This is a genomic window from Klebsiella sp. 141198 (assembly GCF_050600785.1).
Classification (GTDB): Bacteria; Pseudomonadota; Gammaproteobacteria; order Enterobacterales; family Enterobacteriaceae; genus Klebsiella; species Klebsiella aerogenes.
Map to the genome: position 1 here is coordinate 600950 of NZ_JAQIRM010000004.1, position 16497 is coordinate 617446.

13 protein-coding genes are annotated in these 16497 nt (G+C 56.7%); 7 read left to right on the forward strand and 6 right to left on the reverse strand.

The window, feature by feature from the left end; all coding sequences use genetic code 11:
- Positions 1-23 precede the first annotated feature (23 nt).
- The gene (locus PGR10_RS16770) at positions 24-941 is read left to right on the forward strand and encodes an SPFH domain-containing protein (RefSeq protein WP_020079443.1); all 918 of its coding nucleotides are present in this window, start codon (positions 24-26) and stop codon (positions 939-941) included.
- Positions 938-1396, forward strand: a complete 459-nt coding sequence (locus PGR10_RS16775; protein WP_430923814.1) for an NfeD family protein — start codon at positions 938-940, stop codon at positions 1394-1396. Before PGR10_RS16770 ends, PGR10_RS16775 begins: the two co-directional genes overlap by 4 nt.
- Here the strand turns inward: PGR10_RS16775 and cueR are convergent.
- A complete protein-coding gene (cueR, locus tag PGR10_RS16780) occupies positions 1393-1803 on the reverse strand; it encodes a Cu(I)-responsive transcriptional regulator (protein WP_430923815.1) in 411 nt (136 codons plus the stop codon). The two genes, PGR10_RS16775 and cueR, sit on opposite strands and share 4 nt — an antisense overlap.
- 105 nt (positions 1804-1908) lie before the next feature.
- Here cueR and copA point away from each other — a divergent pair, with 105 nt between their 5' ends.
- The 3 genes from copA (at position 1909) to ybaK (ending at position 6019) form a co-directional block, all read left to right on the forward strand.
- A complete protein-coding gene (gene copA / locus PGR10_RS16785; protein ID WP_213317123.1) occupies positions 1909-4410 on the forward strand; it encodes a copper-exporting P-type ATPase CopA in 2502 nt (833 codons plus the stop codon).
- Between the two features lie 133 nt (positions 4411-4543).
- Entirely contained in the window at positions 4544-5338 is a 795-nt protein-coding gene (locus tag PGR10_RS16790) for a TraB/GumN family protein (RefSeq protein ID WP_113373765.1), read from the forward strand.
- 201 nt (positions 5339-5539) lie between these two features.
- Positions 5540-6019: a Cys-tRNA(Pro)/Cys-tRNA(Cys) deacylase YbaK gene (ybaK, locus tag PGR10_RS16795; RefSeq protein WP_015367897.1), complete on the forward strand. Its 480-nt coding sequence runs from the start codon at positions 5540-5542 to the stop codon at positions 6017-6019.
- Between the two features lie 57 nt (positions 6020-6076).
- On the opposite strand, the gene ushA is transcribed toward ybaK, so the two are convergent.
- Positions 6077-7729, reverse strand: a complete 1653-nt coding sequence (gene ushA, locus PGR10_RS16800; protein ID WP_213794240.1) for a bifunctional UDP-sugar hydrolase/5'-nucleotidase UshA — start codon at positions 7727-7729, stop codon at positions 6077-6079.
- Positions 7730-8024: 295 nt separating this feature from the next.
- On the opposite strand from ushA, the gene PGR10_RS16805 reads away from it, so the two are divergent.
- The gene (locus PGR10_RS16805; protein ID WP_430923816.1) at positions 8025-9245 is read left to right on the forward strand and encodes an MFS transporter; all 1221 of its coding nucleotides are present in this window, start codon (positions 8025-8027) and stop codon (positions 9243-9245) included.
- Positions 9246-9480: 235 nt separating this feature from the next.
- Positions 9481-11157, forward strand: coding sequence for a YbaL family putative K(+) efflux transporter (ybaL, locus tag PGR10_RS16810; RefSeq protein ID WP_015367901.1), 1677 nt, complete (start codon positions 9481-9483; stop codon positions 11155-11157).
- A 40-nt stretch (positions 11158-11197) separates the two neighbouring features.
- On the opposite strand, the gene PGR10_RS16815 is transcribed toward ybaL, so the two are convergent.
- The 4 genes from PGR10_RS16815 to htpG form a co-directional block, all read right to left on the reverse strand.
- Positions 11198-12502: an inosine/guanosine kinase gene (locus PGR10_RS16815; RefSeq protein WP_015367902.1), complete on the reverse strand. Its 1305-nt coding sequence runs from the start codon at positions 12500-12502 to the stop codon at positions 11198-11200.
- A 63-nt stretch (positions 12503-12565) separates the two neighbouring features.
- Complete coding sequence (gene hemH / locus PGR10_RS16820; protein WP_087860353.1) at positions 12566-13528, reverse strand: ferrochelatase; 963 nt, start codon at positions 13526-13528, stop codon at positions 12566-12568.
- A gap of 128 nt (positions 13529-13656) precedes the next feature.
- Positions 13657-14301, reverse strand: coding sequence for an adenylate kinase (gene adk / locus PGR10_RS16825; RefSeq protein WP_015367904.1), 645 nt, complete (start codon positions 14299-14301; stop codon positions 13657-13659).
- Positions 14302-14538: 237 nt separating this feature from the next.
- Positions 14539-16413 (reverse strand): molecular chaperone HtpG, encoded by a 1875-nt coding sequence (gene htpG / locus PGR10_RS16830; RefSeq protein WP_045393519.1) that lies wholly within the window; start codon positions 16411-16413, stop codon positions 14539-14541.
- Positions 16414-16497: the final 84 nt, after the last annotated feature.

Consider the following 16497-nt stretch of genomic DNA (forward strand, 5'->3'; position numbering starts at 1 on the left):
GGCAACAAGACAGGAGGTTTTTGATGCTGATTTTTATCCCCGTTCTTATTTTTGTCGCACTGGTCATTGTGGGGGCGGCAGTAAAAATCGTGCCGCAGGGATATCAATGGACCGTCGAACGCTTTGGCCGCTACACGCAGACGCTGCAGCCGGGCTTAAGTTTAGTGGTACCGTTTATGGACCGCATCGGCCGTAAAGTGAACATGATGGAGCAGGTGCTGGATATCCCTTCACAGGAAGTCATCTCCCGCGATAACGCCAACGTCACCATTGACGCCGTCTGCTTCATTCAGGTTATCGATGCGCCAAAAGCCGCCTATGAAGTCAGCAATCTTGAGCTGGCAATCGTCAATCTGACGATGACCAATATTCGTACCGTGCTCGGCTCGATGGAACTGGATGAAATGCTCTCCCAGCGCGATAGCATTAACACCCGCCTGCTGCATATCGTCGACGACGCCACCAATCCGTGGGGGGTAAAAATCACCCGCGTCGAAATCCGCGACGTTCGTCCGCCTGCGGAACTTATCTCCTCAATGAACGCCCAGATGAAAGCCGAGCGAACCAAACGCGCCTACATCCTGGAAGCTGAAGGGGTGCGCCAGGCGGAAATTCTCAAAGCCGAAGGCGAAAAGCAGTCGCAAATCCTCAAAGCCGAAGGTGAACGTCAGTCAGCCTTCCTGCAGGCGGAAGCCCGCGAACGTTCCGCCGAAGCGGAAGCCCGCGCCACCCAGATGGTGTCATCGGCGATTGCCTCAGGGGACATTCAGGCAATTAACTACTTCGTGGCGCAGAAATATACCGACGCGCTGCAGCAGATTGGCGCCGCCAACAACAGCAAAGTGGTACTGATGCCGCTGGATGCCAGCAGCCTGATGGGCTCGATAGCCGGGATCGGCGAACTGTTGAAAGAGAGCAGCGCCGAACGGAAAAAATCATGATCGCCCTGATCCTCGCCCATCCGCATATTTTCTGGCTGACTCTCGGCGGGCTATTGCTGGCGGCAGAGATGCTCGGCAGCAATGGCTACCTGCTGTGGAGCGGCGTAGCTGGCGTCGTCACCGGCCTGCTGACCTGGGCTATTCCGTTCAGTTGGGAATGGCAAGGGACGCTGTTTGCCGTTCTTACCCTGCTGGCGGCCTGGCTGTGGTCAAAATGGCTGCGTAAACGTATGAGGCAGCAGCGCCCCGCCGACGCGCAGCTTAACCAGCGCGGCCAGCAGCTGGTTGGCCGTCGTTTCACTCTCGACAACGCGCTGGAAAACGGTCGTGGCCACGTCCGCGTCGGCGATAGCTCCTGGCCGGTGATTGCCGATGAGGACCTCGCGGCGGGCAGCAAGGTTGAAGTGGTCGCCATCGAAGGAATTACCTTGCGGATAAGAGCCGCCGTCCGTTAAGCCTGCGCTTTGCGGTGACAGCAGCCGGAGAGGTTATCCATTATTGGGCAATCCGCGCTCTCATCGCCTGGGCAGGCGTCCGCCAGCGCCAGCAGATGCGCGCGCATTTTTTGCAACTCGCGGATATGGTTCTCAATATCCGCGACTTTCTCCAGCGTTCTTTTTTTCACATCGGCGCTGTGCCGCGACGGATCGTTGAATAACGCCACCAGCTCGCGGCACTCTTCCAGATTAAATCCCACCTGCCGCGCCTGGCGCAGCAGCGTCAGTTCATCCAGATGCTTCTGACTATAGGTACGGTAGCCGTTATCGCTACGCAGCGGCGCCGTCACCAGCCCTTTCTCTTCGTAAAAACGAATCGCTTTGCTGGTTAAGCCGGTTTTTTTCGCCACATCGCTAATATTCATTTTTCCCCCTTGACCTTCCCCTTGCTGGAAGGTTTAACCTTCTTAATACTCGATGAAAGAGTGTGTTCGGTCAATCATTAACCGGAAATTATTCAGGAGTTTTTTATGTCTAACACTATCGACCTGACGCTTGATGGCCTCTCCTGCGGCCACTGCGTTAAACGCGTGAAAGAGAGCCTCGAACAACGTCCCGACGTTGAACAGGCTGATGTCACTGTTACCGAAGCCCACGTCACGGGCAGCGCCAGCGCTGCAGCCCTGATTGAGACCATCAAACAAGCCGGATACGGCGCGGAGCTCAGCCACCCAAAGGCTAAACCGCTGGCAGAATCATCAATCCCGTCGGAAGCACTGACAGCGGCCACTCCCGAGCTTCCGGCAGCCCATGACGAGGATGACAGTCAACAGCTGCTGATCAACGGCATGAGCTGCGCCAGTTGCGTTTCCCGGGTACAAAACGCGCTTGCCGCGGTGCCGGGAGTCTCACAGGCGCGGGTAAACCTGGCGGAACGCACGGCGCTGGTGATGGGCAGTGCGTCCGCCGCAGAATTAGTGCAGGCGGTGGAAAAAGCCGGCTACGGCGCGGAGGCGATCGAAGACGATCTCGAACGCCGCGAACGACAGCAGGAAACCGCCATCGCCACCATGAAACGTTTTCGCTGGCAGGCGATTGTCGCCCTGCTGGTCGGCGTACCGGTTATGGTCTGGGGCATGATCGGCGATAACATGATGGTCAGCGACGACAATCGATCGCTGTGGCTGGTCATCGGCCTTATCACCCTCGCGGTGATGGTCTTCGCAGGCGGTCACTTCTACCGCAGCGCCTGGAAAAGCCTGAAAAACGGCACCGCCACCATGGATACGCTGGTCGCCCTGGGGACTGGTGTCGCCTGGCTATATTCAATGAGCGTCAACCTGTGGCCGCAGTGGTTTCCGATGGAAGCGCGCCACCTGTATTACGAAGCCAGCGCAATGATCATTGGTCTTATCAACCTCGGCCATATGCTGGAAGCCCGCGCGCGCCAGCGCTCCTCGAAAGCGCTGGAAAAACTGCTCGACCTGACGCCGCCTTCGGCACGCGTCGTGACGCCTGAAGGCGAGAAAGATCTGCCGCTCGCGGAAGTTGAGGCGGGTATGACGCTGCGCCTGACCACTGGCGATCGCGTTCCGGTTGACGGCGTGATAAGCCAGGGCGAAGCCTGGTTTGATGAAGCCATGCTCACCGGCGAACCGGTACCGCAGCAAAAAGGCGATGGCGACGCCATTCATGCCGGTACCGTGGTGCAGGACGGCAGCGTGCTGTTTACCGCCAGCGCCGTCGGCAGCCAGACCACGCTGGCGCGGATTATTCGCATGGTGCGCCAGGCGCAAAGTAGCAAACCGGAAATCGGCCAACTGGCGGATAAAATCTCGGCGGTATTTGTTCCGGCAGTGGTAGCCATTGCGCTGATTAGCGCCGCTATCTGGTACTTCTTCGGCCCGGCGCCGCAAATCGTCTATACCCTGGTCATTGCCACCACGGTACTGATTATCGCCTGTCCATGCGCGTTAGGCCTGGCAACACCGATGTCGATTATTTCCGGCGTCGGCCGGGCGGCAGAATATGGCGTTCTGGTGCGTGACGCCGATGCTCTGCAGCGCGCCAGCGAACTCGATACGCTGGTGTTTGATAAAACCGGCACCCTGACCGAAGGCAAGCCGCAGGTGGTGGCCGTGAAAACCTTTGCAGGGGTTGATGAAACAACCGCGGTGCGTCTTGCCGCCGCGCTCGAGCAGGGTTCGAGCCATCCGCTGGCGCGGGCGATCCTTGATAAAGCCGCCGACAGCACTTTACCGGAGGTAAGCGGCTTCCGTACCCTGCGCGGGCTCGGCGTCAGCGGTGAAGCGGAAGGCCATCGACTGCTGCTCGGCAACCAGGCGCTGCTTAACGAGCAGCATATCGCCACCGCCGAGCTGGAAAGCGAGATGACGACACAGGCCTCGCGCGGCGCCACGCCGGTACTGCTGGCGATCGATGGTCAGGCCGCCGCGCTGTTCGCCATCCGCGACCCGCTACGTGAAGATAGCATCGACGCGCTGGCGCGCCTGCATCGTCAGGGCTACCGGCTGGTCATGCTCACCGGGGATAACCCGACCACCGCCAATGCCATCGCCAAAGAAGCGGGCATTGATGAAGTGATAGCCGGCGTGCTGCCGGACGGAAAAGCCGATGCCATTAAACGTCTGCAGAGCGAAGGACACAAAGTGGCGATGGTCGGCGACGGTATTAACGACGCCCCGGCACTGGCGCAGGCGGATGTCGGTATCGCCATGGGCGGCGGCAGCGATGTCGCCATTGAAACCGCGGCGATCACCCTGATGCGCCATAGTCTTAACGGCGTGGCCGATGCTTTAGCGATTTCGAAGGCGACGTTACGCAATATGAAACAGAACCTGCTGGGCGCATTTGTTTATAACTCGTTAGGCATCCCGATTGCCGCTGGGATCCTCTGGCCGCTGACCGGTACCCTGCTGAACCCGGTGGTCGCCGGCGCGGCAATGGCGCTGTCGTCAATCACCGTGGTGAGTAACGCTAACCGCCTGCTGCGCTTTAAACCGAAAGAATAGGCACAGCCACAGGAAAACGGGCGCTGAGGTTACTCAGCGCCCGTTTATTTATTGGCGGCAATAAAAACCCGCGGGAAAGATGACGGCCACCACCAGATGCGCTAGCATGAATGCCTCACACTTCGGAGCGCGTATGGGCCTGTTAAACCGAATAAAAATGCTGTGGCGAGCCGCCGTCGGCTCGTCTTATTCCTGGCCTGCAATGGATATCGTCCTGCCCGGCGACCGTTATTTACACCTCGTCGGCAGCATCCATATGGGCACCCGCGACATGGCGCCGCCGCCGGCTAAGCTACTGAAAAAGATACGTCAGGCCGACGCCTTAATCGTCGAAGCAGATATCACCGGTAATGAAACGCCTTTCAGTAATCTCCCCTCTTATCCCCCGCTGGCTGAACGTCTGAGCGAAACACAATTAGCAGAATTACGCTCACGCGCCGGCGAACTGGGTTTGTCGGTCGATCTTTTCGATAGCCAGCCGCTATGGCAGGTGGCGATGGTGCTACAAGCCACTCAGGCGCAAAAGCTGGGGTTACGACCCGATTACGGCATTGATTATCAGTTGCTGATGGCTGCCCGCGAGAGCAACATAAGGGTAATGGAGCTGGAAGGCGCCGATAGCCAGATCGCGCTGTTACGCAATCTGCCTGACGGCGGTAAGGCGCTGCTGGAAGATACGCTGAGCCACTGGCGCACCAACGCCCGTTTACTGCAGGTCATGATCGGCTGGTGGCTGGAACAACCGCCGTCGCGCGGCGCGGAAACGCTGCCGACGACCTTCAGCCAGTCTTTATATGATGTACTGATGCATCAGCGCAACATAGCCTGGCGCGACACGCTGCTTGCCCTGCCGCCGGGGCGTTACGTCGTCGCCGTCGGCGCGCTGCATCTGTATGGCGAAGGGAACCTGCCGGATATGTTGACGTAAAAAAATGGCCAATATTGCTATTGGCCCGTCAAAGAGGAATTTCATCATTATTATTATCCCGGGATATACATCCCGGATCGTCTGATTGTCGCTCAAAGTGACCATCACTGCCAATACTATTGCGCAAGATGGTACTATTTTTTATACAACCCTCACGCGTATGCTGGTCATACGTTAGGTCGGTTGGTAAGAAGGATTACTATGACTCCCGCCGTTAAATTACTCGAAAAAAACAAAATTACCTTTCAGATCCACAGCTACGAACACGATCCTCAAGAGACCAATTTTGGCGATGAAGTGGTTCGCAAGCTGGGGCTCAATGCGGATCAGGTTTACAAGACGCTATTAGTGGCCGTTAACGGCGATATGAAACATCTGGCGGTCGCCGTCACCCCGGTTGCCGGACAGTTGGATTTGAAAAAAGTGGCCAAAGCGCTGGGCGCCAAGAAGGTAGATATGGCCGACCCAATGGTCGCACAGCGGATCACCGGATACCTGGTCGGCGGCATCAGCCCGCTGGGGCAGAAAAAGCGCCTGCCGACGGTGATTGATGCCCCGGCGCAGGAATTTGCCACCATCTATATTTCCGGCGGCAAACGCGGGCTGGATATTGAACTGGCGGCAAGCGATCTGGCGAAGCTTCTGGACGCGAAGTTCGCCGATATCGCCCGCCGCGATTAAGCACACCGTCCCGGATAGCGGCGCACGCGCCTTATCCGGGCCCCGGTACGCGATGGCTTACTGCCAGCTGACCTCGCCCTTCGGCTCGTAGGCCGCCGCATCCAGCGGCGAGTTCTTCTCGATGTACTCTTTCAGCACCTCGGCATCGATAAAACCGGTATTTACGTATCCCGGTTTATTATCGATGTGCGGGTAGCCGTCACCGCCGGTGGCGTTAAAGTTCAGCGTCGCCATACGGTAAGTTTTCGCCGGATCAACCGGTTCGCCTTTGATTTTCAGATCGTTAAGCTTGCCGTCTTTGGCAACGAAACTGACGTTGGCGAACTGCGGATAAGCGCCGGAATCCGGCTTCATCTGCGCGACGGCGGTCAGGTACTCAGTCACCTCTTTACCGCTCATATCGACGTAAGTCAGCACGTTGCCGAACGGCTGCACTTTCATCACGTCTTTATAGGTAATATCACCCGCTTCGATAGAGTCGCGAATACCGCCGCCGCTCATCACCGCGAAATCAGCATTGCTGCGCGCCATCTGCGCCGCCAGCAGCAGACGCCCCATATTGGTTTGTACGAAGCGAACTTTGCTGCGATCGCCTTCAAGATGGCCGTTGACGCTGCCTATTTTCACCTGTAACTGCGCCTTGCCTTTATTCTGGAACGGCGTTAACAGCGAGAGCATCTGCGGGTTTTCAGCAATTTGCGGCGTATACAATACGCGCTCGCTCTGACCGTTGTCCCAGGTGACTTTCTTCTTCAGGTTGACCGGGATTAGCTGATAGTGCACCAGCTTCATCTCACCGTTGCGGAATTCAAAATCGGCGCGGCCGACATATTTTCCCCACTCGTGAGCCTGCACGATCCAGATGCCATTCTGGCGATCCGGTGCGCACGGGGTTCCGGGGACATAATCGACCTGCTTTTTATTCTCCGACGCCATGCATACCGGATCCTGCGAGTGGCCGCCGACGATCATCGCCAGCGATCCCGCAGGTAGGCTCCGCGCCATTTCAACGTCGCCCGGCGCGTTAGAGCCGTGATTACCGTTGTCATAGTGGCCCATGTGGGTGGTCGCCAGAATCACGTCCGGCTTTTCATTTTGCTGTAATTCCTGGATAACCAGCTTGGCTTCTGCCGCCGGATTACGGAATTCGATATCGGTGAAATATTCCGGGTTGCCGATTTTCGCCGTATCATCGGTGGTTAAGCCAATCACCGCAATCTTCAGCCCGCCGCGCTTAAACAGCGCCCAAGGTTTAAACAGGCGTTCGCCGGTGCTTTTCTGATAGATATTGGCCGACAGGAACGGGAACTTCGACCACTTCTCCTGCTGGCGCAGCACGCTGAGCGGGTTATCAAACTCATGGTTGCCGACCGCCATGGCATCGTAACCTATCAGGTTCATGCCGCGAAAATCAGGTTCTGCATCCTGTAAATCGGATTCCGGCACCCCGGTATTGATATCGCCGCCGGACAGCAGCAGGACGCTACCGCCTTCGGCCGCCACCTCTTTGCGGATACCGTCCACCAGCGTCTTCTGCGCCGCAAGGCCATATTCGCCATAATCGTTGCGCCAGAAATGACCGTGGTGGTCGTTGGTGTGCAGGATGGTGATTTTATAGGTTTTGTCCTGCTCATAGGCCTGCGCTGACAGGCTTCCCAGCGATAAGGCGGCGAATAACGCCAGCGCCACGCCGCGTTTTAAATAATGCATGTTTCACTCCCTGACTTAATAACAAGTGCCGAAAGTATAGCGAGTCAGCCGCTTTGACAAATATGTTTTCAGAATTGCGACTTCCTTCAAACCTTAGGGACAGGTATGTTAGTCTGATAATAATTCTACCCGTCATACTTCAAGTTGCATGTGCGTTGGCTCTCCTCGCTCACCCCAGTCACTTACTAGAGTAAGCTCCTGGGGATTCTCTGTGTCGCCGCCTTCTTGCAACTCGAATTATTTAGGGTATCAACCTGCATTCTCTACAACAAATAGAACTCGCTGAAGTGAACCTATGACAACCAACCAATCCGCTCAGTCCTTACCCGGTACCGGCGTGCCGCCGCAAAAAGCGCGCACCTCATTTGGCATCCTGGGAGCAATCAGCCTCTCCCATCTGCTAAACGACATGATCCAGTCGCTCATCCTGGCGATTTATCCGCTGCTGCAGGCGGAATTCTCGTTAACTTTCGTGCAGATCGGCTCGATCACCCTCACCTTCCAGCTGACGTCATCGCTTTTCCAGCCGGTGATTGGCTACATCACCGATAAACGCTCGATGCCGTGGTCATTACCGGTGGGGATGTGTTTCACCCTCTGCGGCTTAATTCTGTTAGCGCTGGCCGGCAGCTTCGGCATGGTGCTGCTGGCCGCTGCGCTTGTCGGCACCGGCTCTTCGGTCTTCCATCCGGAATCCTCACGCGTGGCGCGGATGGCTTCCGGCGGCCGTCACGGTCTGGCGCAATCGCTATTCCAGGTTGGCGGCAACTTCGGCAGCTCGCTGGGGCCGCTGCTGGCGGCGGTGATCATCGCTCCCTACGGCAAAGGCAACGTCGCCTGGTTCGTGCTGGCCGCGCTGCTGGCGATCGTCGTGCTGTCGCAAATCAGCCGCTGGTACGCCGCGCAACACAGAATGAATAAAGGCAAACCGAAGCCGGTTATCGTTAATCCGCTGCCGCGTAACAAAGTCATCCTTGCCGTCTGCATCCTGTTAATGCTGATTTTCTCCAAATACTTCTACATGGCGAGCATCAGTAGCTATTACACCTTTTATCTTATGCATAAGTTCGGATTATCGGTGCAAAACGCCCAACTTCACTTGTTCGCCTTCCTGTTTGCAGTAGCCGCAGGTACGGTGATTGGCGGGCCTGTTGGCGATAAGATAGGTCGTAAATATGTAATTTGGGGCTCTATCCTCGGCGTGGCGCCATTTACCCTTATTTTACCGTACGCATCGCTGGAATGGACCGGGATCCTGACGGTGATAATTGGTTTTATCCTCGCATCAGCCTTTTCCGCTATTCTGGTCTATGCCCAGGAGCTGTTGCCGGGGAGAATCGGTATGGTTTCCGGTCTGTTCTTCGGATTCGCGTTTGGCATGGGCGGCCTTGGCGCCGCGGTGTTGGGGTTGTTAGCCGACCATACCAGCATCGATCTGGTCTATAAAATCTGTGCTTTCCTGCCGCTTCTTGGCATTCTGACGATATTCCTGCCTAATAACCATCAAAAAGCCTGAGTATCTGGCGGCCAAAGTGAAAGTTTGGCCGCCGCAATCCCTTATCCCATCAGCATTACGCCACCATGACCTGCCGCCATTTTCCTGTCTGTGCTTTTTTCTGCCGTAATTCCAATTTTTCGCAAATTTCAATAATTATTCATAAACAAAACGAGCAAAAGTGTCATAAACTATTAATCGGTTTTTTGCTTTAAGTAGCGAAAATGGATCGGCTCACCACACGCAAGGAGACGGAATGCATCACGCAACACCGCTAATCACCACCATTGTCGGCGGCCTTGTGCTCGCCTTTATTCTCGGCATGATTGCCAATAAGCTACGTATTTCTCCACTGGTAGGATATTTATTAGCGGGCGTGCTGGCCGGTCCATTTACTCCTGGTTTTGTTGCGGATACCAAGCTTGCGCCTGAACTGGCCGAACTTGGCGTCATCTTGCTGATGTTTGGCGTCGGGCTGCACTTTTCGCTGAAAGATCTCATGGCGGTAAAGTCGATAGCCATTCCCGGAGCCATCGCCCAGATAGCCGTGGCGACGCTGCTCGGGATGGCGCTCTCTTCCCTGCTCGGCTGGTCGCTGATGACCGGCATCGTTTTTGGCCTGTGTCTTTCCACCGCCAGCACCGTGGTGTTGCTGCGCGCGCTGGAGGAACGGCAGCTTATTGATAGCCAGCGTGGGCAAATCGCCATCGGCTGGCTGATCGTTGAAGATTTAGTGATGGTACTGACGCTGGTGCTGCTGCCCGCTATCGCCGGAATGGTGGAAAAAGGCGATGTTGGGCTGGCATCGCTGGCGCTCGATATGGGTATTACCATCGGTAAAGTCGTCGCCTTTATTGCCATTATGATGCTGGTGGGCCGCCGTCTGGTGCCGTGGATCATGTCGCGCAGCGCGGCAACCGGCTCTCGCGAACTGTTTACCTTGTCGGTACTGGCGCTGGCGCTCGGGATCGCCTTCGGCGCCGTTGAGTTGTTCGACGTCTCCTTCGCACTGGGCGCATTCTTCGCCGGGATGGTGCTTAACGAATCCGAACTCAGCCACCGCGCCGCTCACGATACGCTGCCGCTGCGCGACGCCTTCGCGGTGCTGTTCTTTGTCTCCGTCGGGATGCTATTTGACCCGATGATCCTGGTCGAACAGCCGCTGGCGGTGCTGGCGACGCTGGCGATTATCATCTTTGGTAAATCCGCCGCCGCTTTCTTCCTGGTACGTATGTTCGGTCACTCGCCGCGTACCGCCCTGACCATCGCCGCCAGCCTGGCGCAAATCGGGGAATTCGCCTTTATTCTTGCGGGTCTCGGCATGGCGCTGGATCTGCTGCCGCAGGCCGGGCAGAACCTGGTGCTGGCCGGGGCGATAATTTCGATTATGCTCAACCCGGTGCTGTTTACCCTGCTGGAAAAATATCTCGATAAAACCGAAACGCTCGACGAACAGACGCTGGAAGAGGTGTTGGAAGACGAAAAACAGGTGCCGGTGGATATCTGCAACCATGCGCTGCTGGTCGGCTTTGGCCGCGTCGGCAGCCTGCTTGGCGAGAAACTGATGGCCCAGGGGATCCCGCTGGTAGTAATTGAAACCTCCCGCACCCGCGTGGATGAGCTGCGTGAGCGCGGCATCAGCGCCGTGTTGGGCAATGCCGCCAACGAAGAGATCATGAATCTGGCGCATCTCGACTGCGCCCGCTGGCTGCTGCTGACCATTCCTAACGGCTATGAAGCCGGTGAAATTGTCGCCTCAGCGCGGGAAAAATGCCCGAACATTGAGATTATCGCCCGCGCCCATTACGACGATGAGGTCGATTATATTACCGAACGCGGAGCCAATCAGGTGGTGATGGGGGAACGCGAAATCGCACGGGCGATGTTACGTCTGCTGGAAACGCCGCCGGCTGGCGAGATTGTTACCGGTTGATCCGACGCCCCGCTCGCGGGGCGTACTCTTATCCACGGGATTAACGGTCCCAGTAGGCCTCTTCCAGACTATCTTCCCGCTCCGGCAGGCCGCGCGTTAAACGCGGCGAATGCTGATTCAGCACCTGATAGCTGACGCGGTTGGCGTATTTGCACACCTGCGCCAGAGATGAATAAGTCAGCCATTTGCATTTATGTTTGCTGGAGTTCGGCACGTTATTACGATGGTAGTTATTGGCGGTGATATCATGCAACAACGCCGCCAGCGCGCCGTCGCCTGCGCCATTGGTGTTCATGATCTTCTCCGGGCCGCCCATATAAGGCGCGATGTGCGAATAGATACGCAGCGGATTAACACAGTCCTGATGGCGCATCGCGCGGCTGAATTCATACTGGTTGAACTCGGCAATCGCCCCCGGCAGAAGTGGATGCTGCGTTTTACGCTTCGCTTCCTCCTCGGTGAAGCTCGCCATATAGAGACCCGCCGGTCCTGCGGTACACAGCACCAGGTCGACCCAGTCCAGCGCTTTATCCGCCGCGGTGAGCGGGTCGGCGATACCGGTCAGCGCTTCCGCTTCTTCTTCATTCATCGCCAGAATCGAAACGTGTTCCTTGAGAAACTGCTGCCACCATTGCGGGTTGTCGGCAATCACGTATTTCGTTCCCAGCGTCAGCACCACCGGCACATCATGCTTTTTGGCATACTCAATGGCTTTCATCGTCGCGTCCGGCATCGGCTCGCCCGGCTTACAGCGCACAAGGTAGGAGGTCAGCACCAGCGCGGAAGCGCCGGCAATCACCTCTTCCGGGATGCTTTCCGGACGCAGCTTGTTCATGTGGCCTGGACTGATGGCAAAGGTACGTTCGCCGCTATCGCTAATCAGCGTAAAACAGCGGCCAATGGCGCCATCGACGCCCTGCAGGTAGTTGAGATCGGTACGGCTGGAAGTATTGCACAGGTAGCGATAAGCGTAACCGCCGATCTCAATGTTGCTGCACATCACGCCGAGCAGCACCGAGCGGTCGTCCGCCAGCACCGAATAATTGTGCATGGTATTGCCAATGGTGCCGCCGGCAAATTGATGGGTGATCAGGCCGTCGCGCACCAGTTCCTGATACAGCGCTTCGGCGACATCATCTTCAATCACCAGCGAATGACCGGCGCTCAGGCCGTAGCGTACGATAAACGCCTCATCCACTTTCGCTTCGATATCCACCAGCGTCTGGTCGATGCCAACCACCCAGGAGACGTTGGACTCATTTTCTGGCTGAATTTGTTGCAGCAGCGGATCGCGAGCGCTAACGGGGAAATAGTGTTTAGATTTGCGTTTACCGGGAAATTTCATAGTGGCGATTTAATGACAGGGAACAAGCGGGGAATAGTAGCATATTCCCCGCCACGCGCGCGATCAGCGATACGACGCGGTCAGGTTCACCATCATCTCAATATGCGCAGGATCGGCATTAAGCGCCGGAATATACTCATATTGCTTACCGCCGGCCTCAAGGAAAATTTCCCGGTTCTGCACCGCGATTTCTTCCAGCGTTTCCAGACAGTCGGCGGAGAAGCCCGGACAGATAACCTGAACGTGCTTTGTGCCCTTCTCGCCGAGCATTTTTAGCGTTTCGTCGGTGTACGGCGTCAACCAGGGTTCACGGCCAAAACGCGACTGGAAGGTCATCATCACCCGCTCCGGCGGCAGCCCGAGCACTGAGACCAGCTCGCGGGTCGTTACCCGGCAGCGCTGCGGGTAATCATCGCCCTCATGGGCGTAGCGTTGCGGTATACCGTGATAGGAGAGCAGCAGCACATCCGGTTCGCCGTGAACGGCAAACGAAGCGCGCACGCTGGCCGCCAGCGCGTGGATATAGTCAGCGTCATCGGCATAGTCGCGGATAAACGAAACGCCCGGGATGGCGCGCTTTTTCGCGAGGATCCGCGCCAGTTCATCCCATACCGCCGCCACGGTAGAACACGAATATTGCGGATACAACGGCAATACCACGATATGGTCAACGTCCTGAGCCAATAGCTCATCGACAGCGCTTGCCAGCGACGGCGAGCCATAGCTCATCCCCAAGGCCACCGGGACATCCGGTAATCTGGCCGCCAGCGCCTGCTGCTGCTGACGGCTATACACCATCAACGGCGAGCCTTCCGCCATCCATACGGACTGATAGAGCTTCGCCACGCGGGGAGCGCGAATCGGCAGTATGATGCCGCGCAGCAGCGGCCACCACAGCAGACGAGGCGTATCCACTACCCGTTTGTCGCTAAGAAATTGTCGCAGATAGCGCTTCACCGCATCGGGCGTGGGCGCATCGGGAGTGCCTAAATTGGCTAGCAAAATACCTGTTTTCGTCTGATGCATTACCGCCTCTTAACCATTTGAATCGCTGACAATTGTAGCGTAAATGGCGTTAAACGGAACCAATCATAGCAAAAGGTAGAAATGAGAGGTGTTCTCATCCTGCCGCAGCAGGATGAGAAAGGGCTTAATTAGCCGAGGATTTTTTCCAGATCGGCGCGCACGTCTGCCACCGCTTTGGTGCCGTCGACTTTCGCGTACTGGGTGTTACCCGCCTGCGCTTCTTTCTGATAGTAGCCGATCAGCGGCGCAGTCATCTGATGGTATTCCACCAGACGCTTACGTACGGTCTCTTCCTGATCGTCTTTACGGGTGGTCAGCTCTTCGCCGGTCACGTCGTCTTTACCTTCCACCTTCGGCGGGTTGAATTTAATGTGATAGACGCGGCCGGAAGCAGCGTGTACGCGGCGGCCCACGATACGATCGACGATCAGTTCGTCCGGTACCGCGAACTCCAGAACGTAGTCAACGGCGATGCCGGCTTCTTTCATGGCGTCAGCCTGCGGGATAGTGCGCGGGAAGCCGTCCAGCAGGAAACCGTTACGGCAATCTTCCTGGGCGATACGCTCTTTCACCAGCGCGATGACCAGCTCATCGGTAACCAGTTTGCCGGCGTCCATAATGTCTTTCGCTTGTTTACCGAGCTCGGAGCCGGATTTTACCGCGGCGCGCAGCATGTCGCCGGTGGAGATTTGCGGAATACCGTATTTCTCCATGATGAACTGAGCCTGAGTTCCTTTACCCGCGCCCGGAGCGCCAAGCAGAATAATACGCATTACGAAAATCCCCTCAAATGTCGTTTCAATTTTTCAAAAAACGCTAAACCATACCACCAGAACGGCCATGGCTCAAGGAAGGCGGTGCGGCTGAAACGGTTAATGGTGAGATATTTTACGGTTGAGGAAGATTAAGGCCCTCACCCCGGCCCTCTCCCGCAGGGAGAGGGAGAAAAGCCCCTCTGCGGCGAGCAGTCCCCTCTCCCTTTAGGGAGAGGGTTAGGGTGAGGGTAAAGCTTAGGATGCCAACAGCTGGTTCATACGACGGATGAACTGGTTAGGGTCCTCCAGCGTGCCGCGTTCCGCCAGCAGCGCCTGATCCAGCAGCAGCTCAACCCACTCGCCAAACTGCGCGTCGTCCTGGGTATCGGCGGCGCGTTTCACCAGCGGATGCGCCGGGTTCAGCTCGAAGATGTACTTCACTTCCGGCGCCGCCTGACCGGCAGCGGCGAACAGCTTCGCCATCTGGGTGCTCATTTCGTCGGCATCGGTGGTGACAATCGCCGGAGTGTCGGTCAGACGATGCGTCAGACGCACCTCTTTCACGCGCTCGCCAAGCAGACCTTTCACGCGCTCAACGAACGGCTCCAGCGCTTTTTCAGCTTCTTTGGCGGATTCGTCAACTTCGTCCGCCAGTTTCTCCAGCGACTCGTCGGCTTTGGCGACCGACTGGAACGCCTTGCCGTCGAACTCGGTCAGGTAGCTCATCATCCACTCGTCAATGCGATCGGACAGCAGCAGAACTTCGATACCTTTCTTACGCAGCAGCTCGAGATGCGGGCTGCTCTTCGCCGCCGCATAGCTGTCGGCGGTGATGTAGTAGATCTTCTCCTGTCCTTCTTTCATGCGCGAAACGTACTCTTCCAGCGACACGGTCTGCGCGGAAGAATCGGTATGCGTCGTGGCGAAGCGCAGCAGTTTAGCAATGGCTTGCTGGTTGGAGGCATCTTCCGCCGGGCCTTCTTTCAGCACCAGGCCAAACTGTTTCCAGAAGGTCTGATATTTTTCGGCGTCGTCTTTCGCCAGCTTTTCAAGCATTTGCAGCACGCGTTTGGTCAGCGCGGTACGCAGGTTGCGGGTAACGTTGCTATCCTGCAGGATTTCACGCGACACGTTCAGCGGCAGATCGTTCGAGTCTATCAGGCCGCGAACGAAACGCAGGTAGTTCGGCATAAACTGCTCGGCGTCGTCCATGATGAAGACGCGCTGTACGTACAGCTTCAGGCCGTGCTTATGATCGCGGTTCCACATATCCCACGGCGCCTGCGACGGAATATACAGCAGGCTGGTGTACTCCTGCTTACCTTCGACGCGGTTGTGGCTCCAGGTCAGCGGATCGCTGAAATCATGGGCAATATGCTTATAAAACTCTTTGTATTCGTCGTCGCTGACTTCAGATTTGCTGCGGGTCCACAGCGCCTGCGCCTTGTTGATTTTTTCCCACGAAATAACGGTTTCGCCGTCCACTTCTTCGCGTTTTTCAATCTCAACCGGCAGCGCGATATGGTCAGAGTATTTGCTGATGATAGAACGCACGCGCCAGTCGTTAAGGAAGTCATCTTCGCCTTCACGCAGATGCAGCGTGATTTCGGTCCCACGATCGGCTTTGGTGATATCGGCGACGGTATATTCGCCTTCACCAGCCGATTCCCAGAACACGCCGTTTTCCGGTTTGTCGCCCGCGGCGCGGGTGCGCACGGTGACTTTGTCGGCAACGATGAAGGCCGAATAGAAGCCGACGCCGAACTGGCCAATCAACTGGCTGTCTTTCGCCTGATCGGAGCCCATTGATTCGAGGAACGCCTTGGTGCCGGATTTGGCGATGGTTCCGAGATGGTCAATGACCTCGTCGCGGTTCATGCCGATGCCGTTATCGGCGATGGTCAGCGTACGGTTGTCTTTATCAAACGATACGCGTACGCGCAGCTCGCCGTCGCCTTCATACAGATCCGGCTGGGAAAGCGCGCGGAAACGCAGCTTATCCGCCGCATCCGAGGCGTTGGAGATGAGCTCGCGCAGGAAGATTTCTTTGTTGGAATAAAGAGAATGGATCATCAGGTGCAGAAGCTGTTTCACTTCTGACTGGAAACCACGGGTTTCTTGTCCTTTCATGTAAGTCGACCTCAACAATGCCATTTATTATTAATGGAAATAACGTGTTGGGGAGGAGATGGGGATAGGTGCGAGATTTTTCAA